At 74.1% G+C, this 20,668-nt stretch carries 17 protein-coding genes; 7 read left to right on the top strand and 10 right to left on the bottom strand.

Annotated features, from left to right (window positions below):
• The first annotated feature begins 70 nt into the window (after positions 1 to 70).
• Complete coding sequence (locus AB0H57_RS12840; RefSeq protein WP_357505801.1) at positions 71 to 1,756, top strand: bifunctional diguanylate cyclase/phosphodiesterase; 1,686 nt, start codon at positions 71 to 73, stop codon at positions 1,754 to 1,756.
• Positions 1,757 to 1,760: 4 nt separating this feature from the next.
• Here AB0H57_RS12840 and AB0H57_RS12835 read toward each other — a convergent pair whose 3' ends face one another.
• The gene (locus AB0H57_RS12835; protein WP_357505715.1) at positions 1,761 to 2,435 is read right to left on the bottom strand and encodes a response regulator transcription factor; all 675 of its coding nucleotides are present in this window, start codon (positions 2,433 to 2,435) and stop codon (positions 1,761 to 1,763) included.
• On the bottom strand, positions 2,387 to 3,691 hold the full coding sequence (locus AB0H57_RS12830; RefSeq protein ID WP_357505713.1) for a sensor domain-containing protein: 1,305 nt from the start codon (positions 3,689 to 3,691) through the stop codon (positions 2,387 to 2,389). The genes AB0H57_RS12835 and AB0H57_RS12830 overlap by 49 nt, the downstream gene beginning before the upstream one ends.
• A gap of 174 nt (positions 3,692 to 3,865) precedes the next feature.
• Between AB0H57_RS12830 and AB0H57_RS12825 the strand changes: the two genes are divergently transcribed.
• Entirely contained in the window at positions 3,866 to 5,983 is a 2,118-nt protein-coding gene (locus AB0H57_RS12825) for an MMPL family transporter (protein WP_357505711.1), read from the top strand.
• 185 nt (positions 5,984 to 6,168) lie between these two features.
• Here the strand turns inward: AB0H57_RS12825 and AB0H57_RS12820 are convergent, their stop codons facing one another.
• From AB0H57_RS12820 to AB0H57_RS12805, 4 genes are all read right to left on the bottom strand, one after another.
• Complete coding sequence (locus AB0H57_RS12820) at positions 6,169 to 7,293, bottom strand: glycosyltransferase family 4 protein (protein WP_357505709.1); 1,125 nt, start codon at positions 7,291 to 7,293, stop codon at positions 6,169 to 6,171.
• The gene (locus AB0H57_RS12815) at positions 7,290 to 8,549 is read right to left on the bottom strand and encodes a M48 family metallopeptidase (RefSeq protein WP_357505707.1); all 1,260 of its coding nucleotides are present in this window, start codon (positions 8,547 to 8,549) and stop codon (positions 7,290 to 7,292) included. The genes AB0H57_RS12820 and AB0H57_RS12815 overlap by 4 nt, the downstream gene beginning before the upstream one ends.
• Before the next feature lie 138 nt (positions 8,550 to 8,687).
• Complete coding sequence (locus AB0H57_RS12810) at positions 8,688 to 8,909, bottom strand: hypothetical protein (protein WP_357505705.1); 222 nt, start codon at positions 8,907 to 8,909, stop codon at positions 8,688 to 8,690.
• A 189-nt stretch (positions 8,910 to 9,098) separates the two neighbouring features.
• Positions 9,099 to 10,493, bottom strand: coding sequence for an NYN domain-containing protein (locus tag AB0H57_RS12805; protein WP_357505704.1), 1,395 nt, complete (start codon positions 10,491 to 10,493; stop codon positions 9,099 to 9,101).
• Between the two features lie 127 nt (positions 10,494 to 10,620).
• On the opposite strand from AB0H57_RS12805, the gene AB0H57_RS12800 reads away from it, so the two are divergent.
• The 5 genes from AB0H57_RS12800 to AB0H57_RS12780 all read left to right on the top strand — a co-directional run bounded on the left by AB0H57_RS12800 (position 10,621) and on the right by AB0H57_RS12780 (position 16,119).
• Complete coding sequence (locus AB0H57_RS12800; protein WP_357505702.1) at positions 10,621 to 12,375, top strand: DEDD exonuclease domain-containing protein; 1,755 nt, start codon at positions 10,621 to 10,623, stop codon at positions 12,373 to 12,375.
• 129 nt (positions 12,376 to 12,504) lie between these two features.
• A complete protein-coding gene (locus AB0H57_RS12795) occupies positions 12,505 to 14,295 on the top strand; it encodes an HD domain-containing protein (RefSeq protein WP_357505799.1) in 1,791 nt (596 codons plus the stop codon).
• Between the two features lie 53 nt (positions 14,296 to 14,348).
• Positions 14,349 to 14,885 (top strand): NUDIX domain-containing protein, encoded by a 537-nt coding sequence (locus AB0H57_RS12790; RefSeq protein WP_357505700.1) that lies wholly within the window; start codon positions 14,349 to 14,351, stop codon positions 14,883 to 14,885.
• Complete coding sequence (locus AB0H57_RS12785) at positions 14,882 to 15,835, top strand: sugar phosphate nucleotidyltransferase (RefSeq protein ID WP_357505698.1); 954 nt, start codon at positions 14,882 to 14,884, stop codon at positions 15,833 to 15,835. Before AB0H57_RS12790 ends, AB0H57_RS12785 begins: the two co-directional genes overlap by 4 nt.
• On the top strand, positions 15,832 to 16,119 hold the full coding sequence (locus tag AB0H57_RS12780; protein WP_088972423.1) for an Lrp/AsnC ligand binding domain-containing protein: 288 nt from the start codon (positions 15,832 to 15,834) through the stop codon (positions 16,117 to 16,119). Before AB0H57_RS12785 ends, AB0H57_RS12780 begins: the two co-directional genes overlap by 4 nt.
• A gap of 62 nt (positions 16,120 to 16,181) precedes the next feature.
• Here the strand turns inward: AB0H57_RS12780 and AB0H57_RS12775 are convergent, their stop codons facing one another.
• The 4 genes from AB0H57_RS12775 to AB0H57_RS12760 all read right to left on the bottom strand — a co-directional run bounded on the left by AB0H57_RS12775 (position 16,182) and on the right by AB0H57_RS12760 (position 20,641).
• Entirely contained in the window at positions 16,182 to 16,868 is a 687-nt protein-coding gene (locus AB0H57_RS12775; RefSeq protein WP_357505695.1) for a DUF4142 domain-containing protein, read from the bottom strand.
• A 161-nt stretch (positions 16,869 to 17,029) separates the two neighbouring features.
• On the bottom strand, positions 17,030 to 18,655 hold the full coding sequence (locus AB0H57_RS12770) for a cytochrome bc complex cytochrome b subunit (RefSeq protein ID WP_357505693.1): 1,626 nt from the start codon (positions 18,653 to 18,655) through the stop codon (positions 17,030 to 17,032).
• On the bottom strand, positions 18,652 to 19,737 hold the full coding sequence (locus AB0H57_RS12765; protein WP_357505691.1) for a Rieske 2Fe-2S domain-containing protein: 1,086 nt from the start codon (positions 19,735 to 19,737) through the stop codon (positions 18,652 to 18,654). The genes AB0H57_RS12770 and AB0H57_RS12765 overlap by 4 nt, the downstream gene beginning before the upstream one ends.
• A 67-nt stretch (positions 19,738 to 19,804) precedes the next feature.
• Positions 19,805 to 20,641 carry a c-type cytochrome gene (locus AB0H57_RS12760; protein ID WP_357505689.1) on the bottom strand — a complete coding sequence of 279 codons (837 nt, stop codon included), beginning with the start codon at positions 20,639 to 20,641 and terminating at the stop codon, positions 19,805 to 19,807.
• Between the last annotated feature and the right edge of the window lie 27 nt (positions 20,642 to 20,668).

The raw sequence follows: 20,668 nt of genomic DNA, 5'->3' as shown, positions 1-20,668 counted from the left end.
CGGCCGGTCCTGCCCCGGGGTGTTCGCCCGGGCCTGGGCCAAGGCGGTGTCGGGCACCAGTTACCTGCCGATGACCCAGGCACAGCTGGAGGCGACGCTGCACCGCCTCACCGGGCGGCTGGCCGAGGCGTTCCTCGCCGAGCCGTTCGACCAGCGCATCGGCCAGCGGGTCGGCGCGGAGCTGGTCGCCGCGCACATCGCCTCGGCCGAGGGGTTGGGGCGTACCGTCGAGGTCATCCAGCTGCGGCTGCTGCGCGACCTCGGGCTGGTCGCCGACGACGCGGAGGACCGGATGGCCCGCCTGCTGGCCACCGTCGCCACCGGGTACGCCCGGGCGCTGCGCGACCGCACCCTCGACGAGCAGGAGTCCATCCGGCGGGCCGCGATGGTGGCCCGGGCGCACGCCGAGCGGGCGCTGCGGGACAGCGAGGCCCGGTTCCGGTACCAGGCCAACCACGACCCGCTCACCGGGCTGCCCAACCGCACCCTGCTCAACGAGCGGCTGGCCGCCGCGATCGCGCGGCCCGGCGAGGGCGCCGAACGGGTCGGCGTCTGCGTCCTCGACCTGGACCGGTTCAAGGTGGTCAACGACTCGCTGGGCCACCAGATCGGCGACCTGCTGCTGATCACCGTCGGCGAGCGGCTGCGGCGCACCGTCGGCGAGCACCTGGTCGCCCGGCTCGGCGCCGACGAGTTCGCCATCCTGGTCGAACGCACCGGCCGCACCGAGGACGCGGTACGGGTCGCCGAGGCGGCGCTGGCCGCGGTGAGCGAACCGGCGGTGGTCGCCGGGCACGAGCTGACCGTCTCGGCCAGCATCGGCATCGTGGAGCAGCCGGTGCGGGGCACCACGCCCGGCGAGCTGATGCGGGCGGCCGGCAGCACGCTGCACTGGGCCAAGGCGGCGGGCGGGGCCCGCTGGTCGGTCTTCGACGCCGAGCGCAACCAGCGGGAGCTGGCCCGGTACGCCCTCTCCGCGGCCATCCCGGCGGCGCTGGAGCGCGGCGAGTTCCTGCTCGACTACCAGCCGCTGACCTCGCTGGCCGACGGCACCCTGCGCGGCCTGGAGGCGCTGGTGCGCTGGCGGCACCCGGAGCGCGGGCTGCTGCGCCCGGACGCCTTCATCGGGCTGGCCGAGGAGACCGGGCTGATCGTCCCGCTGGGCGGCTGGGTGCTTGCCGAGGCGTGCCGGCAGGCCCGGGACTGGGGCGACGGCGCCGCCGCCCCGTTCGTCAGCGTGAACCTGGCCGTGCAGCAGGTACGCCGCCCGGGGCTGGTCGACGAGGTCGGCGAGCTGCTGCGGCGTACCGGCCTGCCGCCGGAGCGGCTCCAGCTGGAGATCACCGAGAGCACCATGATGAGCACCGTCGAGGAGCCGGTGCGCGCGCTGCGGGTGCTGGCCGACCGGGGCGTACGGATCGCCATTGACGACTTCGGCACCGGCTACTGCAACCTGGCGTACCTGCGCGGGCTGCCGGTGACCGAGCTGAAGCTGGCCGGCGAGTTCGTCAGCGGGCTGCGCGCGCCGGCCGAGGACCCGGCCGGGCGCACCGACGAACGGATCCTCGCCTCGCTGGTGTCCCTCGCCCACGCGCTGGACGTGACGGTGACCGCCGAGGGCGTGGAGACCGCCGAGCAGGCCGAGCTGCTGCGGGCGATGGGCTGCGATGCCGCGCAGGGCTGGTACTTCGGCCGGCCGGGGCCGGCGGAGCAGCACCTGGGCCGCTCCCCCGCCCTCTCCGCCACCACCGCCTGACCGGTCAGGCCCGGGCCCGCGGCTGGCGACCGTCGTCGCCGTTGAGGTACGCCAGCACGGCCAGCACCCGACGGTGGTCGTCGGTGGACGGCGGCATCCGCAGCTTGCTGAAGATGTTGTTGATGTGCTTGCTGACCGCCTTCTCGGTCACGAAGAGCCGGGCGCCGATCGCCCCGTTCGACCGGCCCTCGGCCATCAGCCCGAGCACTTCCCGTTCCCGCGCGGTCAGCTCCCCCAGGGGCTCCGCGCCGGCCCGGCTGGCCAGCAGCTGGGCGACCACCTCCGGGTCCATCACCGTGCCGCCGGCGGCCACCCGGCGCACCGCGTCCACGAACTGGTCCACGTGGGACACCCGGTCCTTGAGGAGGTACCCCACCCCGCCCTGCCGGTCGGTGAGCAGCTCCCGGGCGTAGAGCTGCTCGACGTGCTGGGAGAGCACCAGGATCGGCAGCCCGGGCAGCTCGGTCCGCGCCCGGATCGCCGCCTGCAGGCCCTCGTCGGTGAAGGTCGGCGGCAGCCGTACGTCGACCACCGCGACGTCCGGGCGGTGCGCGGTCAACGCGGGCAGCACCGACGGTCCGTTGTCGACGGCGGCGACCACCTGGAACCCGAACGCCTCCAGGATCCGGATCAGCCCGTCCCGGAGGAGGGCGAGGTCCTCGGCGATGACAACTCGCACGGCAGCTCCATGCTGATGACGGTGGGTCCGCCCACCGGACTGGTCGCCACCATCGTTCCATCGAAGGCCGCCAGGCGTCGCCCCACCCCCGCCAGGCCGCTGCCCGCCGCCGGGTCCGCACCGCCCCGACCATCGTCGCCGACCTCGACCGTCAGCCGCCCGTCGACGTGGCCGAGCCGGATCCAGGCCCGGCTGGCCCCGCTGTGCTTCGTCACGTTCGCCAGCCCCTCGGCCACCGCGAAGTACACCGCGGACTCCACCGGCGCCAGCGGTCGCCCCGGCAGGTCGACGGTCACCTCCACCGGCAGCGGTACGGCCAGCGCCAACGCCCGTACCGCGCCGTCGAGCCCGCGCTCGGCGAGCACCGGCGGGTGGATGCCGCGTACCAGCCCGCGCAGCTCGGCCAGCGCCTGCCCGCTGCTCTCCCGAGCCTCGGCCAGCAGCCGGCGGACGGCGTCCGGATCGCGCTGCACCAACTGCTCGGCCAGGCCGATGCTCATGCTCAGCGCGACCAGCCGGGCCTGCGCCCCGTCGTGCAGGTCCCGCTCGATCCGGCGCAGCTCGGCGGCCTGGGCGTCCACCGTCTCGGCCCGGGTCACGGTGAGTTGGCGGACCCGCAGCGCCAGCTCGGCGGTGCGGGTCGGCGGCAGCAGGAAACCGGCGAAGGTCACGTGCAGCCAGACCAGCCAGCGTCCCGCGGCCAGCCCGGCGAACAGGAACAGCGCGCCCAGCGGGAAGCAGAGCAGCGCCTGGAAGAGGTTGCCGAGCGGCCAGAACGGGCCGTAGCCGTACTCGACGCCGGCGGTGTGCAACGCCAGCGGCAGGCCGAGCACGCCCTCCAGGCCGTACAGCGGCAGGGCGAACGCGGCCAGGCACGCGCCGCCGGTGGCGGCGCCGGGCAGCAGCCAGGCCAGGTCCCGCCAGGTGGCCGGGTCCGCCACCACCCAGCGGAACCGCCGCCAGGTGCCGAACTGCGCGTCGGCGGGTGCCGGCCGGTACGGGCTGGGCAGCTCCACCCCGCCCCAGCGGGCCAGTCGGCGGTGCGCTCCGGTCACCGTCCGGACCAGGGCGGTGACCCCCGGGAAGAGCGCGAACCCGACGCCGAAGACCGGGATGAGGAGCAGCGACGCCAGCGACAGCACGAAGAGCGCCACGTGCGTGGTCAACGACAGCAGGGCGGTCAGCAGTCCCTGTACGACGGTCACCGCGCCGGGCCGGATCCACTCGCGGGCGATTCCGCGTACCGAGCTGTCCACGGACCCCATTCTCCGGCACCGCCGCCACGCGAGCGGTGGTGCTGGCACCACCCGGGTCCGCGTGGTGACACCCCTGCCCGGGCCGGCGGCGGTGCGAAGGATCGACGGTGGCACGGGACGGTGGACCAGTGGTTCCCGGCCCACCGGAAGCCGACCCACCGAAAGGAACCCGAGATGTCCTCGCAACGACTGGCCGGTGCGCCGTCCGGCCGCCGCGGCAAGTACGCGGTACTCGTCCTCTGGCTGTTGCTGCTCGGGGTGGCCGGCCCGCTGGCGGTGAAGCTCACCGAGGTGCAGGACAACTCGACGCTCGGCGCCTTGCCGACCGGCGCCGAGAGCACCCGCGCGGTGCAGCGGGCCGAGGCGGCCTTCCCCGAGTCACGGCGGCAGCTGGCGATCGCCGTCTACGTCCGCGACACCGGCCTGACCGCGGCCGACCGCGCCAAGGTGGACGCCGACCGGGCCGACTTCGCCCGGCACGCCGAGGGGGGCGTGGTGTCCCCGCCGGTGCCCAGCAAGGACGGCCGGGCGCTGCTGCTCTCCTTCCCCACCAGCGACGACCCCGACCGGCGCGCCGACGCCGTCGCGGCGGTGAAGGAGCGGCTGGCCGACGGCACGCCACCGGGCCTACGTACGGCGCTGACCGGCGAGGCGGCCGCCGAGCACGACGTATTCGACGCGTTCGGTGGCATGGACGGCGCGCTGCTGCTGGCCACCGCGGTGACCGTCGCGCTGCTCCTGCTGATCACCTACCGGAGCCCGGTGCTGTGGCTGATCCCGCTGATCGTGGTCGCGGTCGCCAACCAGCTCGCCGGGGCGGTGGTCTACCTGCTGGCCCGGCACGCCGGGTTGGCCGTCGACTTCCAGAGCCAGACCATCCTCACCGTGCTGGTCTTCGGCGTCGGAGTGGACTACGCGCTGTTGCTCATCGCCCGTTACCGCGAGGAACTGCGTCGGCACGCCGACCGGCACACCGCGATGGCGGCGGCGATGCGCCGCTCGTACGGTGCGATCTGCGCCTCGGCGGCGACCGTCGCGATCGGGCTGCTCTGCCTGCTCGCGGCGGACATGCCGGCCACCCGCGGGCTCGGACCGGTCGGCGCGGTCGGCATCGGCGCGGCGCTGCTCGCCATGACCACCCTGCTGCCGGCGGTTCTCGTCCTGTTCGGCCGGTGGCTGTTCTGGCCGTTCGTGCCCCGGTACACGCCCGACGTCGACACCACCGACCGCGCCGCCGACCACGGCCTGTGGCGCCGGATCGCGGGCCTGGTCGGCGGCCGGCCCCGGGCGGTCTGGATCGGCACCGCCGCGGCGCTGATCGCGCTCACCTTCGGCACCGGCGCCCTCAGCATCGGCCTGCCCGGCGACGAGTCCTTCACGACCGAGGTCGGCTCGGTCACCGGGCAGCGGCTGATCGCGGCCCACTACCCGGGCGGCTCGACGGCGCCGGCCGAGGTCCTGGCCACGGCCGGGGCCGCCGACCGGGTGGTGGCCGCCGCCCGCACCGTGCCCGGCGTCGCGGAGGTGAGCGCGCCGGAACGCTCCGCCGACGGCGGTTGGGTACGCGTCGTCGCGGTGCTCGACGCCGACCCGGAGAGCGACGCGGCGAGGGACACCGTGACCGGGCTGCGGGCGGCGGTGCACGCGGTGCCCGGCGCGCAGGCCCTGGTCGGCGGCCGGACCTCGGCCCTGCTCGACGAGGAGCGCACCGTTGACCGGGACAACCTGGTGGTCATCCCGCTGGTCCTCGCCGTCGTCCTGATCATCCTGGTGCTGCTGCTGCGCGCACTGGTCGCGCCACTGCTGCTGATCGCGAGCGTGGTGTTGTCGTACGCGGCCGCGATGGGTGCCGCCGGGTTGCTGCTCGCCGCGATGGGACACCCGCGGCTCTTCGTGGGGGTCCCGTTGCAGGCGTTCCTGTTCCTGGTGGCGCTCGGGGTGGACTACACCATCTTCCTGATCACCCGGGCCCGCGAGGAGGCGGCCCTGATCGGGCACCGCCCCGGCGTGCTCCGGGCGCTGACGGTCACCGGCGGGGTGATCACGAGCGCGGGCGTGGTGCTCGCGGCCACCTTCGGCGCGCTGCTGGTGCTGCCGCTGGTGCCGTCGGTGCAGATGGGCGTCATCGTGGCGGTCGGCATCCTGCTCGACACGCTGCTGGTGCGCAGCCTGCTGGTCCCCGCGCTGACGCTGGACCTGGGCGCCCGCACCTGGTGGCCGGGCCGGCTGTCCCGCCCGGCGTCGCACCCGGCCCCGCCGCCCTCGGCCCCACCGGTCCTCACCCGGGTCTGAACGCAGCCGGCCACGGTGGCCCGGCGCCACCAGCCGATCACCGACGGCGAGCTGACCGACAGCAGGGCTTGCCCGCGAGCGTGATACCTCACAGTCATATTCATGCCTGTGAGGTATCACGCTGATCTGCCTGGTTCCGCCACGGCCGGGACACGCCCGGGACGCGACGCCCGGGACCGGGTGTCTCAGCCGGCGAGCAGGTCGGCCATCCGCCGCGCCTGCGTCTCCCAGCGCCACTCCCGCTCGACCCAGGCCCGCCCGGCGGCCCCCAGCTGGCGGGCCAGGTCGCGGTCGGCCAGCAGGGTGGCCACCCGGTCGGCGAGCTGGGCGACGTCCCAGCCGCGCACGACGTATCCGGTCTCGCCCTCGCGGACCGCGTCCGGGGCGCCACCGGAGTCGCCGGCGACCACCGGCAGGCCGGTGGCGGAGGCCTCGAGGTAGACGATGCCCAGCCCCTCGACGTCCAGCCCGCGGTTGCGGGTCCGGCACGGCATCGCGTACACGTCACCGGCCGCGTAGTGCATCGGCATCTCCGCGGTGGGCACCGAGCCGGTGAACACCACGTCCCGCTCCACGCCCACCTGCCGGGCCAGCTTCTCCAGCGCCGCCCGGTAGGGCCCGCCGCCGACCACCAGCAGGGTGGCGTCCGGCACCCGGCGGCGGATCTCCGGCATGGCCCGGATCAGCATGTCCTGCCCCTTGCGCGGCACCAACCGGGACACGCAGACCACCACCGGGCGGTCGGCCAGCCCCAGCCGGACCCGGACCGGCTCGCCGTCCACCGACGGGTGGTACGTGTCGGTGTCCACGCCGGGGGCCAGCCGGTGCAGGTCGGTCAGCCCGTGCAGGGCCCGGTCCAGCCGCACCCGGGTGTACTCCCCCAGATAGGTCACCACGTCGGCGCCGCGACCGATCCGGCGCAGCAGGCCGCGGGCGCCGGGCAGCGCCGCCCAACCCACCTCGTGCCCGTGGGTCAACGCCACCACCCGCCCGATCCCGGCCCGCCGCCGCAGCCCGGCCGCGAGCAACCCCAGCGGCGCGGCGGCCCCGAACCACACCGTGTCGCAGCCGTACGACCGGGCCAGGGCGGCCGCCCGGCGGGCCACCAGCGGGGTGGGCAGCAGCACCCGGGTCCGCTCCCGGACCACCTCGAAGGGCTGGTCGGCGTCGAACTTCTCCGCCCCGCGCCAGCTCGACGCGTAGACCACCACGGAACCGGCGGGCTGCCGGAGGGCGAGGTTGTGCACGAAGGACTGGATGCCGCCGGGGCGGGGCGGGAAGTCGTTGGTGATCAGCAGCGTCCGGGTCATCGGCCGGTCTCCCTGGCGTAGGCGCGGGCGGCGGCCATCCGCTCCACAGTGGACGGGTGCGACGCCGACCACAGGTATTCCCAGCGGGGCGGATCGGGATCGGCCAGGTTCACCCCGGCCAGCCGGCGCTGCATCGCCTCGAAGGTCGCCGGATCGCCGGTCAACGCCAGGGCGTGCGCGTCGGCCCGCGCCTCGACCAGCCGGGACACCAGCGCCTGGGCCGGCGCGGCGACCAGCCCGACGACCGTGACCAGGGCCAGCAGCAGGGGGAACGCCCGTGGCTCGGCGATCGAGTCGACGCCGGCCAGCCGCAGCAGCGCCGACCAGGAGCCGAGCAGGTACAGCGCGACCACGGCGGCCGCCGCGCCCAGCGCGCCGAGCAGCGTGCCGGCCCACACGTCGCGGTCCTTCGCGTGGCCCAGCTCGTGCGCCACCACGCTGGTCACCTCGGCCGGGGTGGCCTCCCGCAACAGGGTGTCGTAGACCACCACCCGGCGGGTCGGCCCGAGCCCGGAGACGTACGCGTTGACCGCCCGGGTGCGCCGGGACGCGTCGGCCACCAGCACGTCCCGGACCGGCACCCCGTCCCGGGCGGCCAGGCCCACCAGCTCCTGGCGCAGCGGGCCGGGCTCCATCGGGGTGAACCGGTTGAACACCGGCTCCACCAGCACCGGCAGCACGAAGGAGAGCAGCAGCACCAGGCCGGCCGCGCCGGCCGCGCCGAACGCCCACCACCAGCGCGGGGCCAGCCGGGTGACGGTGTAGAAGCCGAGCAGGGCGAGCGCGGCGATGACCGCGCTGACCGCGTACGACTTGAGCAGGTCGACGGCCCAGCCGCTCCAGCCGTGGGTGCTCAGCCCGTACCGGGTGAGCACGCTCTGCCGCCAGGCGGAGAAGGGCAGGGTGAGCAGGTCGGCGACGAGCACCACGGCCAGCCCGCCGAGCACCGCCCGGGCCACCCAGTGGTCGCCGAACGGCCGGCCGGCCAGCTCGACCAGGCGCGCGCCCAGCGGGGTCAGCCCGAGCGCCAGGGCCACCAGCAGGCCGACGGCGAGCGCCCCGTAGCCGCCGGGGCGCAGCGCGGCGTGGAAGGCGCGGCCCCGGGCCACCTGCTCGGCGGGGAGCGTGCGCAGCGCGGCGAGCTGGTCGGCCCGCGGCGCCAGTGGGCGCGCCCAGGGGATCAGCAGGGCCGCGGCGAGCAGCAGCGCGGCGGCCAGGGCGGCGAGGGCCAGCAGCGCCCAGCCACGGGGGGTCATCCGCGCGCCCGACGTCGGGCGGCGCCGTCCACGCACCGTACGCCCGTCATGTCACCGCTCCTCCCGCCGAGAGCGCCCATCCTATTGCCCGCGGCCCGGCGGCCGGCCGGGTGCCCGGCGGGCGGCACCAGCCGGCGGTCAGGCCACCCGGCGGCGGCGCCCGGCCCGCCGGCGGCCGGCGGCAGCGTACGTCACGTCGAGCACCGCCACCTCGAACCCGGCCACCGCGAACGCCTCGACGGCCCGCTGCTCGGCCGGGTCGAGCCCGGCCACGGGCGGGTCCGCGTCGAGCAGGGCGGTCACCAGGCAGCCGGAGCAGCCGGTGCCCCGGATCCCGCACCTGTCGCAGTCGATGAGCATCGTGCCTCCTGACGCCGTGCGGCGGTGGCGGCGCGACGGGGTGTGGAACCACATCACCCGATCGAATCACCCCGGCCACCGTCGGTCAGGTCGGACACTAACCACCGGGTGCGACACAACCGGGACAACCGTGATCGACACCGACATGCGGTACGCGCCGCCCGGCCGGGAGACGGCCGGACGCGCAGCTCAGGAGCGGGAGAGCCGGCGCAACAGCGAGTCTGCGCCCAGCGGGTAGGCGCCGTGCCGGCGCACCCCGTCGGCGACCTCGCGGTCGGAGGAGACCACCACCACCGGGCGGCCGGACGGCTCGGCCCGGACCAGCCGCCGGATCAGCTCGTCGGCGGTCTCGCCCTTGCGGGAGAAGAGCACCCGCACGCCCCGGGGCGCCGGCGGCAGCCCGTGCATCCGCTCCGCGCCGTCGAAGACCACGGTCACCTCGTCGCCGGTCTGCGCGGCGATCCCGCCCAGCCCGACGATCAGGCGTTTGCGCTGCTGCTCCAGGGACATCTCGCCGAAACCGCGCTTGGTGACGTTGTAGCCGTCCACCACCAGGTGCGCCTTCGGCAGCGCGAGCAGCTGGTCCAGCCGGACCGGGTCGTCGGTGTCCCGGGCCCGGGTGGCCGGCCCGGTCGTCCCGGCCGCGCTGTCGGCGAACGCGTCGGCGACGAAGTCCGCGGGCATCCGGTCGACCGGGTCCAGCGCCAGCTCCCGGCGCAGCCCGACCGCCGCCTGGCCGATGGTCTCCAGCAGCAGCCACAGCTTCGCCTCGTCGACCGAACGGGCCTCCTTGGCGCTCGCCCGGGCCACCCCCGCCGCCGCCTCCGCCTCGGCCAGCCGGGCCCGGGCCCGGCGCAGCTCCGCCTCCGCGTCGGTGGCCGCGCGCGCGGCCCGCCCCCGCTCGGCGGCCAGCGTCTCGGTGGCCTTGCGCTCCCGGGCCTGGGTCTCCCGCAGGGTACGGGCGAGCTGCCGGGACTCCTCGCGCAGCTGCCCCAGTTCCTCGCGGACCCGGGCCAGCTCGTCGCGGAGCTTCTCCGCCTCGACCCGGGCCACCGCCCGGTCGTGCTCGGCGCGGGTGGCCCGCTGCTCGGCCTCCCGGACCAGCTCGGCGACCACCGCGCTGTCCGCCTCGGCGCGGACCGCGGCGCCGCTGGCCTCGATCAGGTCCCGCCAGCCCCGGGGCCGGGCCAAATAGGCCAGGGCGGCCACCTCGACCGGGTCGGCGGCGGCGGGCGCGGTGCCCTCGACCACGGCGGCGCCCAGATCCCCGGCGTCGGCCAGCACCCGGGCGGTGACCCGCTGGCGGAACAGCGGATCGGCGGTGAGCTGGGCGGCGATCATCGGCGCGCCCAGCCGGGCCCGCCGGTTGGGGGCGAACTTCGCCACCCGGCGCAGCGGCACCGGCACCTCGTCCACGGGCAGCACGGGCAGCACCGCCGCGGTGAGCGTCACGATCCGCTGCCGGACCGGCTCGGGCAGGACGGGCTCCGGCTCGGCCGGCCCGGAGTCCTCACCGGCACCCGGCACGGCGACGACCGACTCCTCCGACGGGAGGTGGTCGTCGTGCGGGTCGGTGAGGGGCATGTGGCAAGTCTCCCACCGCGACCGGGCCCACCGCCTGGTGAGTGAGCCGATCTCTCATCCTAGACCGGTGGTGACACCTGGGGCCGCTGGGACGGGAGTGTCGGACCGGGGCGTTACGGTGCCGCCCGTGGCGGGACGGGAGTACGTCCAGGCGGCGCTGGCCGGTCTGGATCCGGCGGTGAGCGGGGTGGACCCCGCGCTGCCGTTGCACGCGACCACCTTCGTGGTGGTCGACCTGGAGACCACCGGCGGCGCGCCGGACGGCGGCGGGATCACCGAGATCGGCGCGGTGAAGGTGCGCGGCGGCGAGCAGTTGGGGGTGCTCGCCACCCTGGTCAACCCGGGTGTCCCGATTCCGCCCTTCATCACCGTGCTGACCGGGATCACCCAGGCCATGCTGCTGCCCGCGCCGCCGATCGAGGAGGTGCTGCCGAGCTTCCTGGAGTTCCTCTCCGACGGGGTGCTGGTCGCCCACAACGCCCCGTACGACGTGGGCTTCCTCAAGGCGGCGTGCGCGAAGCACGGCTACCCGTGGCCCAACCCCCGGGTGCTGGACACCGCGGCGCTGGCCCGCCGGGCGCTGCTCCGCGACGAGGTGCCCAACCGCAAGCTGGGCACCCTGGCGGCATACTTCCGCACCGCCACCCAGCCGACCCACCGGGCGCTGGACGACGCCAAGGCCACCGTGGACGTGCTGCACGGGCTGATCGGCCGGCTCGGCGGGCACGGGGTGCACACGATCGGCGAGGCGATCGAGTTCGCCCGGGCGGTCACCCCGACCCAGCGCCGCAAGCGGCACCTGGCCGAGGGGCTGCCGAAGGTGCCCGGGGTCTACATCTTCCGGGCCGCCGACGACCGGCCGCTCTACGTCGGCACCTCCGGCGACATCGCCACCCGGGTGCGCAGCTACTTCACCGCCGGGGAGAAGCGGGCCCGGATCTCCGAGATGCTCGCCGCGGCCGAGCGGGTCGAGGCGGTCGAGTGCGCCCACTCGCTGGAGGCGGAGGTCCGCGAGCTGCGGCTGATCGCGGCGCACGCGCCGCCGTACAATCGCCGGTCCAAGTTCCCGGAGCGGATGGTCTGGCTGAAGCTGACCGACGAGGCGTACCCGCGGCTGTCGGTGGTGCGCAGCCTCTCCCCCACCGACACCGCCTTCCTCGGGCCGTTCCGCTCCAAACAGGCCGCCGAGCTGGCCGCCGCCGGGTTCCACGACGCCGTGCCGCTGCGCCAGTGCACGCAGAAGCTCTCCCGGCGCACCACCGCGCCGGCCTGCGCGCTGGCCGAGCTGGGTCGCTGCCCCGCGCCCTGCGAGCACCGGATCACCCCGGAGGAGTACGACCACCGCGCGGCGGCCCCGTTCCGCACCGCCACCGCGAGCGACCCGCAGCCGGTGGTGGACGCCCTGCTGGCCCGGATCGACGCGCTCTCCGCCGGGCAACGCTACGAGGAGGCGGCGGTGATGCGCACCCGGCTGGTGGCGGTGCTCCGGGCGGCCGTACGCATGCAACGGCTGGCCGGGCTGACCGGCATCGCCGAGCTGGCGGCGGCCCGCCGCGCCCGGCACGGCGGCTGGGAGCTGGCCCTGGTGCGGTACGGCCGGCTGGCCGGCGCGGGCGTCTCCCCGCCCGGCGTCCACCCGCGACCGACGATCCAGGCGATCCGGGCCACCGCCGAGACGGTGCTCCCGGGCCACGGGCCGGTGCCGCGCGCCTCGGCCGAGGAGTCCGAGCGGATCCTGTCCTGGTTGGAGCGCCCGGAGACCCGACTGGTCGAGATGTCCGCCGGATGGTCCTCTCCGGTCGCCGGTGCGGCCCGCTTCCGCGACCTGCTGCACAAGGCCGAGAACGCCTCGTCCGCCCAACTCTCGACCGAACGCTCATGAGCAAGTGACCGATCGGACCACCTTCACTCACTTACTCTGTTAGAGGAGTGCAGTCCTGCCCGATTCGTGGGCCTGCTTCCGGTTGCCGTTCCGGCGGCCGTGGAGCCCGGGGTGGAGGAGGTGTCCCAGGTGGACGTCGACGCCGGACGCGGCGCCGCCCTGGGGGGCGCCCTCCCGACCCAGCCGGGCGAGCTGCCACTGGCCCGCCGGCTGCGCTCGCTGCTGACCTGGCCGACCACCGAGAACGACCCGGTCGCCCACCTGGTCCGCACCCACCGGGGCATCCACGCCAACGCCGACGCCGCGGTGCTGCGCCGGGCGTACACGATCGCCGACAACATGCACCGCGGCCAGTTCCGCAAGAGCGGCGAGCCGTACATCACCCACCCGCTCGCGGTCGCCGAGATCTGCGCCGAGCTGGGCATGGACACCACCACCCTGGTCGCGGCGCTGCTGCACGACACGGTCGAGGACACCCGCTACACATTGCAGGCGCTGGCCGAGGACTTCGGGCCGGAGGTCGCCCACCTGGTCGACGGGGTGACCAAGTTCGACAAGGCGTTCTACGGCAAGGCCGCCGAGGCGGAGACGGTCCGCAAGATGATCGTCGCGGCCGGCAAGGACGTCCGGGTGCTGATCATCAAGCTGGCCGACCGGCTGCACAACATGCGTACCCTCGGCGTCCGCTCCGCCGCCTCCCGGGAGCGGATCGCCGGCAAGACCCAGGAGGTGCTGGTCCCGCTCTGCGACCGGCTCGGCATCCAGACCCTCAAGCGGGAGCTGGACGACGTGGTGCTGCTGCACCTGCGGCCCGACGAGCACGCCCGGATCGCCCGGCACGTGCACGACCGGCCCGGCTGGGACGCGTACCTGGACGACGTGGTGGCCCGGGCGAAGGTGGCGCTGCGCCGCAGCCGGGTCGACGCGGACGTCGCTCCCCGGCCCCGGCACCTCTACTCGATCTGGAAGGACACCGTCGCGGGTGACCACGCCGCCCCGTACGATCTGCCCCGCATCGTGATCGTGGTGGACGGCCCGGCCACCGACTGCTACGCCGCGCTCGGCGCGGTGCACGGGATGTGGCGCCCGGTGCCCGGCCGGTTCAAGGACTTCATCGCCTCCCCCAAGAACAACCTCTACCGGTCGCTGCACACCAGCGTCCGCGGCCCGCAGGACCGCACGGTCGAGGTGCTGATCCGCACCGACGAGATGCACCGGTCCGCCGAGTACGGCGTCGCCGCCCACTACCGCTTCCCCCGCGCCGCCGGGCGCGACGCGGACCGGTCCGACGAGTTGGCCTGGCTGCGCCGGGTGCTGGACTGGGAACAGGAGACGGTCGACCCGACCCAGTTCATGGCGTCGCTGCGCTGCGACCTGGCCGAGGCGCAGATCCAGGTGGTCGCGGACGGCCGGCAGGTGGTGCTCCCGGCCGGCGCCAGCCCGGTCGACCTGGCGTACGAGTTGGGCACCGAGCGCGGTGACCACTGCCTGGCCGCCCGGATCAACGGCCGGCTGGCCCCGCTCTCCTCCGAGCTGGAGGAGGGCGACGTGGTGGAGATCTTCACCGAGAGCGACGCGGAGAGCGGCTTCGAGGCCGACGTCGCGCCCCGCGGCCCGCGCCGGGAGTGGCTGGGCTTCGTCAAGTCCCCGCACGCCCAGATGCAGATCAACCGGTGGTTCGCCGAGCACACCGAGCCCGGCATCACCATCGCCGACAAGGTACGCCTCGGCCGGGCCACCATCGGGCTGGCCCTGCGCAAGCACGACCGGGGGCTGGCCAGCGACCTGCCGCTGCTGCGGCTCTCCGAGGAGCTGGGCTATCCCGACCTGGAGACCATGCTGGTGGCGGTCTTCGACCGGACGGTCGAGCCGGACACCGTGGTACGCCAGCTCATCGACCTGGTGGACCACCGCCAGTGATCCGGCGGCAGGGCGAGCGCCTGCGGGACGTCCCCGCCCACTAGCCTGGAGCCATGATCCCCCGCTCGCGCGCCACCGGCCGGGCCGTCGCGTACCAGCTCTTCTATCGGTTGCCGGTGCCGCTGCGCCGCCGCCTGGTCCGGCTGGTCGTGCCGAAGTACATCGTCGGGGCGGTCGCCCTGGTCCGCGACTCGGAGGCCACCGACGGCGCGGGCCGGCTGTTGCTGCTGCGCCAGCCGCCCGGCCACAGCTGGACGCTCCCCGCCGGCCTGCTCCAGCGCGGCGAGGCCCCGGTGGTGGGCGCGGCCCGGGAGCTGTTCGAGGAGAGCGGCATCCGGCTCGACCCGGCGCGGCTGCGGCCCGCCGTGCCGAACGCGGTGGTGCACGCGCAGGGCTGGGTGGACGTGGTGTTCGAGACGGAGGTGCCGGCGTCGACCACCGAACTGGTGGTCGACGGCGCGGAGGTGTTCGAGGCGGCCTGGCACTCGCTGGACGACCTGCCCCGACTGAGCCGGGCCACCGCCCGGCTCCTCGGCCACTACGGCATCGGCCCGGGGCGGACGCCGCCGGCCGGCGGCGCCACGACGTGACCGGCGCGGCGGGTCCCGGCTGGCGGGCGGCCGTGCCGGTCTGCGCGGTGGTGCTCGCCGCCGGCGAGGGCACCCGCCTGCGGCCGCTGACCGAGCGGCTGCCCAAGGCGCTCTGCCCGGTCGGGAACGTCGCGCTGCTCGACCGGGCCCTGGACCGGCTGGCCGGACTGGGCCTGACCGGACCGGACCGGGTCGCGGTGAACGCGTGCTACCTGGGTGGACAGGTGGTCGCCCACGTCGGGCGCCGCGCCCACCTCTCCGTCGAGCCGGGCGACCCGCTGGGCACCGCCGGCGGCCTGGGCAACCTGCGGGACTGGATCGCCGGCCGGGGGGTGCTGGTCGGCAACGCCGACGCCTACTTGGCCGACCCGCAGGCGCCGCCCGGCCCGGACGTCGCCGCGCTGCTGGACGGCTGGGACGGGCGCAGCGTACGCCTGCTCGGCCAGCCGGCGGCGGACCGGTCGGAGCCCGGGACGTTCGACGGGCACCGGTTTGTCGGGCTCTCGCTGCTGCCGTGGCACCGGGTCGGCGAGCTACCGGCCACCTTCGGCGACCTGGTCCGCGCGGTGTGGCGGCCGGCGGAGGCCGCCGGTGAGCTGACGGTCGTCCCGTACCGCGGCACCTTCTTTGACACCGGGACCCCGGCGGACTACCTGGCGGCCAACCTGCACGCCGCCGGCGGCGGCAGCCTGGTGGACCGGACCGCCACGGTGACCGGCCGGGTGGAACGCTCGGTCGTCGGCGCTGGTGCGGTCGTGCGCGGCCTGGTCACCCGCGCGGTCCTCTGGCCGGGGGCCACGGTCGGGCCGCGCGAGCGGCTGACCGACGCGATCCGCGCCGACGGCGGGATGACGGTCCCGGCGGGTCCGATCCGGGCGGCCGGGACCGAGGCACCGAGCGGAACCTCTAGCATGGGCGACGACGCCGACGAACGGAGAAATGTCCCGTGATCACCGCGATCGTGCTGATCGACTGTGCCACCGACTCGATCCCCGAGGTGGCCGAGAACCTGGCCAACCTGCCCGGCGTCAGCGAGGTCTACTCGGTGGCCGGCCACGTCGACCTGATCGCCATGGTCCGGGTCCGCGAGTTCGAGCAGATCGCCGAGATCATCGCCGGCAGCATCTCCAAGGTCCCCGGCGTGCTCAACACCGAGTCGCACATCGCGTTCCGCGCCTACTCCCAGCACGACCTCGAGGAGGCCTTCGCCATCGGGCTGGCCAGCGCGGACTGACCACAGCAGGTGGTGGCCGGTCCGCCCGGACGGGCGGACCGGCCACCGTCGGCCGTACGACGTCAGCTCTGGTTCGGAGCCGGCGTCCCGGTGTTGGTGCCGCCACCCGGTGCCGGCGACTCGGTCGTGCCGCCCGGAGCCGGCGACTCGGTGCCGCCCGGAGCCGGGGACTCGGTGCCGCCCGGAGCCGGCGAGGCCGAACCGCTGGCGCTGGCCTGCGGGACCGGGATGCCCAGCTGCTGGGCCAGGGCCACCAGCGCGTCGTAGTGCGCCTGCAGGACCGGCAGCGCGTCCTGCGCCAGCTGGACCACGGACTGGTCGGAGCCCTGCGAGATCTCGGTCTGGGTGGCCTGGATCGCCTGCACGTGGCCGGCCAGCTCGGCGGTCACCCACGCCTTGTCGAACTCGGCGCCGCTGAGGTTCTTCAGCTTGTTGATCACCTTCTGCTGGTCAGCGGTCGGCTTGTTCGGCAGCTTGACGTTCAACTGCTGCGCGGTGCTCTTCACCGTCTGGTCCAACTGGGTGTGGTCGGTCACGAACTGGGCACCCAGGTCCTTGACCTGCTGGTTCTGGCCCTTCTGCTTGGCCAGGTTGCCACTCTCGACTTCGGCCAGGTTGACCTGGTGCAGCGCCTGCAGGTACTGGTTGTCCTGCGTCGACGGCTGCGCCGAGGCCTGCGCCGCCGCCGCGGGCGCCAGCCCGACCAGCACCAGTGCGGCCAGCACTCCCAGGCGTTTGATACCCAACATGTTCCCCCCCTTGTTTCCGTCGGACCGCACGGATACCCGACTGGCCGGGGATATTCCTGCGATGCCGCCCGAGGCCCCGCGACAGCGGTTGGTGCGGGCGAAAAGGGGCGTGGCGCCCGCCGGAGATCCGGCGGGCGCCACGGGTGCTACTGGTGCGGCGGTCAGCGGCGGCCCTCGCCGCTGCCGATCTCCTCCCGCTCGGGGCGGGGCTCGACCGGCGGGTGCCCCGGCGAGACCGGCGCCTCGGCCGGCTTCTCGATCGGGTAGAAGAAGCCCCGGATGGCGGGCCCGAGGGCGCCGAGCCGGTTCATCTTCTTCGGCACCACCCAGCCGACGTACTCCAGTTCGCCGTGCCCGTCGTGGTCGGCCGCGGTCAGCGGCTGGTGGACCTCGACGAACCGACCGTCCGGCAGCCGCCGGATGATGCCGGTCTCCACGCCGTGCGCCAGCACCTCACGGTCGTGCTGCTGCAGGCCCAGGCAGATCCGGTAGGTCAGGTAGTAGGCCAGCGGCGGCAGGAGCAACAGGCCGACACGGCCCGCCCAGGTCATCGCGTTCAGGCTGATGTGGAACTTGTCGGCGATGACGTCGTTGGCGCCCGAAAGGGTCAGCACCAGGTAGAACGCCACGGCCATCGCGCCGGCGCCCGTCCGGGCCGGCACGTCCCGGGGCCGCTGGAGCAGGTTGTGGTGCCGGTAGTCCTTGAGGTGCCGGGCCTCCAGGAACGGATAGAACAGGGAGATCATCACCAGGACGCCCGGAAGCACCACGGTGGGCCAGAACAGCGGCGGAATCACGTATCCGTCACCGATCGGAATGCTGATCTCCCAGGCCGGCATGAGTCGGGTCGAGCCGTCGAGGAACATGACGTACCAGTCGGGCTGGCTGGCGGCCGAGACCACCCACGCCTCGTACGGGCCGAAATACCAGATCGGGTTGATCTGGAACAGGCCACCCATCAGCGCGATCACGCCGAAGACGACCATGAAGAAGCCGCCCTGCTTCAGCGCGTAGCGCGGGAACATCCGCTCGCCGACCACGTTCTCGTTGGTCCGGCCGGGGCCGGGCCACTGGGTGTGCTTCTGCTTGAAGACCAGGCCCAGGTGGACGCTGATCAGGGCGACCAGCAGACCGGGGATGAGCAGCACGTGGGCGATGAAGAACCGGCTGATGATGATCGTGCCCGGGAACTCGCCGCCGAAGATCGACGAGGTGAGCCAGGAGCCGATCACCGGGATCGACAGCATGATCGCCGAGGCGATCCGCAGGCCGGTGCCGGAGAGGCCGTCGTCCGGCAGCGAGTAGCCGGTGAAGCCGGCCAGGAAGCCGACCCAGAACAGCAGCGAGCCGATGATCCAGTTCGTCTCCCGCGGCTTGCGGAACGCGCCGGTGAAGAAGATCCGCAGCATGTGCACCACGATCGCCGCCATGAACAGCAGCGCCGACCAGTGGTGCATCTGCCGCATGATCAGGCCACCGCGGACGTCGAACGAGATGTTCAGGCTGGAGGCGTACGCGGCCGACATCGGGGTGCCCCGCAGCGGGGCGTAGCTGCCGTTGTAGACCACCTCGGTCATCGCCGGCTCGAAGAAGAAGGTCAGGAAGACGCCGGTCAGCAGCAGCACGATGAACGAGAAGAGCGCGATCTCGCCGAGCAGGAAGGACCAGTGGTCAGGGAAGACCTTGTTCAGCAGCTTACGCAGCGGGGTGGCCGCCTGGAAGCGGTCGTCCATCGCACCGGCAGCCTTGCCCGGCACCGCTGCTACGTCAAACTTTCGGCGCTTCATGGCCGCTCCCAGAAGTCGGGACCGATGGTTTCGGTGTAGTCGGACCTCGCCACGAAGAAGCCCTCCCCGTCCACCTCGATCGGCAGCTGCGGCAGCCGCCGGCTCGCCGGGCCGAAGATCGGCTTGGCGTTGTCGGTGATGAGGAACTGGGACTGGTGGCAGGGGCAGAGCAGCCGGTTGGTCTGCTGCTCGTACAGGCTGGCCGGGCAGCCGGCGTGCGTGCAGATCTTGGAGTACGCCGCGTAGTTGCCCCACATGTAGTCGCCGTGGCCCACCCGCTCGTTGGCGGCGCGGGACTTCTCCGCGTCGTCCTCCCGCAGGTGGATCAGCAGCGTCGGGGAGTCGGCGTGCTTGTTGCTGACGCCGTGCTCGATGCCCGGGAAGACGGTGATCTGGCCACCGGCACTCACGTCCGACGGGCGGATCGGCCGGCCGTCCTCGCGGACCAGCCGGATCTTCTGCCCGTCCTCCGCCGGCTTGAATCCGGTGGTGAACATCTGGTTGTTCTTGTGCGGGTTGGAGATCAGCCCACCGACCAGCGGCGCGGCCGCCACGAGCCCGACCGGCGCCAGGCCGAGCAGCGCCGAGAAGCCGAGCAGCGGCCGACGCCGCACGCCCATCTCGTCGGCCAGGTAGAGCATCGTCTCACCGGTGATCTTCCGGTCCTCCGGGGAACCCGGCTGGTCGTGCCGGTCCTGGATCGAGACCTCCTTGGGCAGCAGCTTCTTGCCCCAGGTGAGGATGCCGAAGCCGATGCCCAGCAGGGCCAGGCCCAGGGTCAGGCCGAGCAGCGGGGTGTAGAGCTTGTCGCCGCCCCGGCCGGCCTCCCACTGCCACGGCCACCAGATGTAGACCACCAGGAAGGCGGTCGCGGCCAGGCCGGTCAGCAGGAACATCGCGGCGACCAGGCGGACCAGCCGACGCTCGGCCCTGCTGCCCGGGACGAGCTGCTCCTCGTAGTGGACGATCTCGATGTCGTCCCGCCGCGCGCCCTCCTGCACGATGTCGAACCGGGAGAGCCGGGGGTCGTTCACGTCGAGCGGCTCCCGGCCCTGCGGGGCGTGCTCGGTGTGGGTGCTCATGCCGTCACCTCGCTACGGGTGGCGCCGGGGGTCGACGCCACAGCACTGATGCCAATGATGTGCTCGGTCACGACTTGCCCGCAATCCACAGGCTCGCGAAGACCAGCGCGACGATGCCGATCAGGAAGATCGCCAGCCCCTCGGAGGAGGGTCCGTACCGACCGAGGTTGAAACCACCCGGATCCTGGTTGTGCTTCAGGGTCTCCTGGATGTAGGCGATGATGTCCGCCTTCTGCTCCGGAGTGATCTGGTTGTCGCCGAAGACCGGCATGTTCTGCGGGCCGCTCAGCATGGCGGCGTAGATCTGCCGGTCGCTGGCGGGGGCGAGGCTCGGGGCGTACTTGCCGGAGGAGAGCGCGCCGCCACCACCGGCGAAGGCGTGGCACTGCGAGCAGTTGATCCGGAAGAGCTCGCCACCGGCGGCCATGTCGGCGTTGCGGCGCAGGTTGTTGCCCTCGGGCACCTGCGGGCCGCCGCCGAGCTCCTGGATGTACTGGCCGAGCTGGCGCACCTGCTCGTCGGTGAAGGACGGCGGCTTGCGCATGGCCTGGGCCTCCTGGCGGGCCATCGGCATGCGGCCGCTGCTCACCTGGAACTCGACCGAGGCGGAGCCGACACCGATCAGGCTCGGACCACGACCCACGACGCCCTGCGCGTTGCGACCGTGGCAGCTCACGCAGCTCACGTCGAACAGCGCCTTGCCGTCGGCGGCGGCGCCGGTCAGCGGCGGGTTTTCCTGCGCCTGCACACCGGGGGCGAAGACGGTGTAGGCGCCGCCGGCCAGCGTCAGCGCGGCGATCAGCCGGACCGCGGCGCCCAGCCGGCGGCGGCCCCTGCTGCGCGCTGCGGGCCGCCCGCGCAACCGCGCGAGCAGACCGCGTCGGCGGTCGTTGTCAGAAGTCATGACCTGTGTCCTTAACCGGTTGGACCT

Source organism: Micromonospora sp. NPDC050686 (assembly GCF_040654475.1).
GTDB lineage: Bacteria > Actinomycetota > Actinomycetes > Mycobacteriales > Micromonosporaceae > Micromonospora.
The sequence above is the reverse complement of the archived record's forward strand: the minus strand, read 5'-3'. Positions and strand labels throughout refer to the sequence as shown.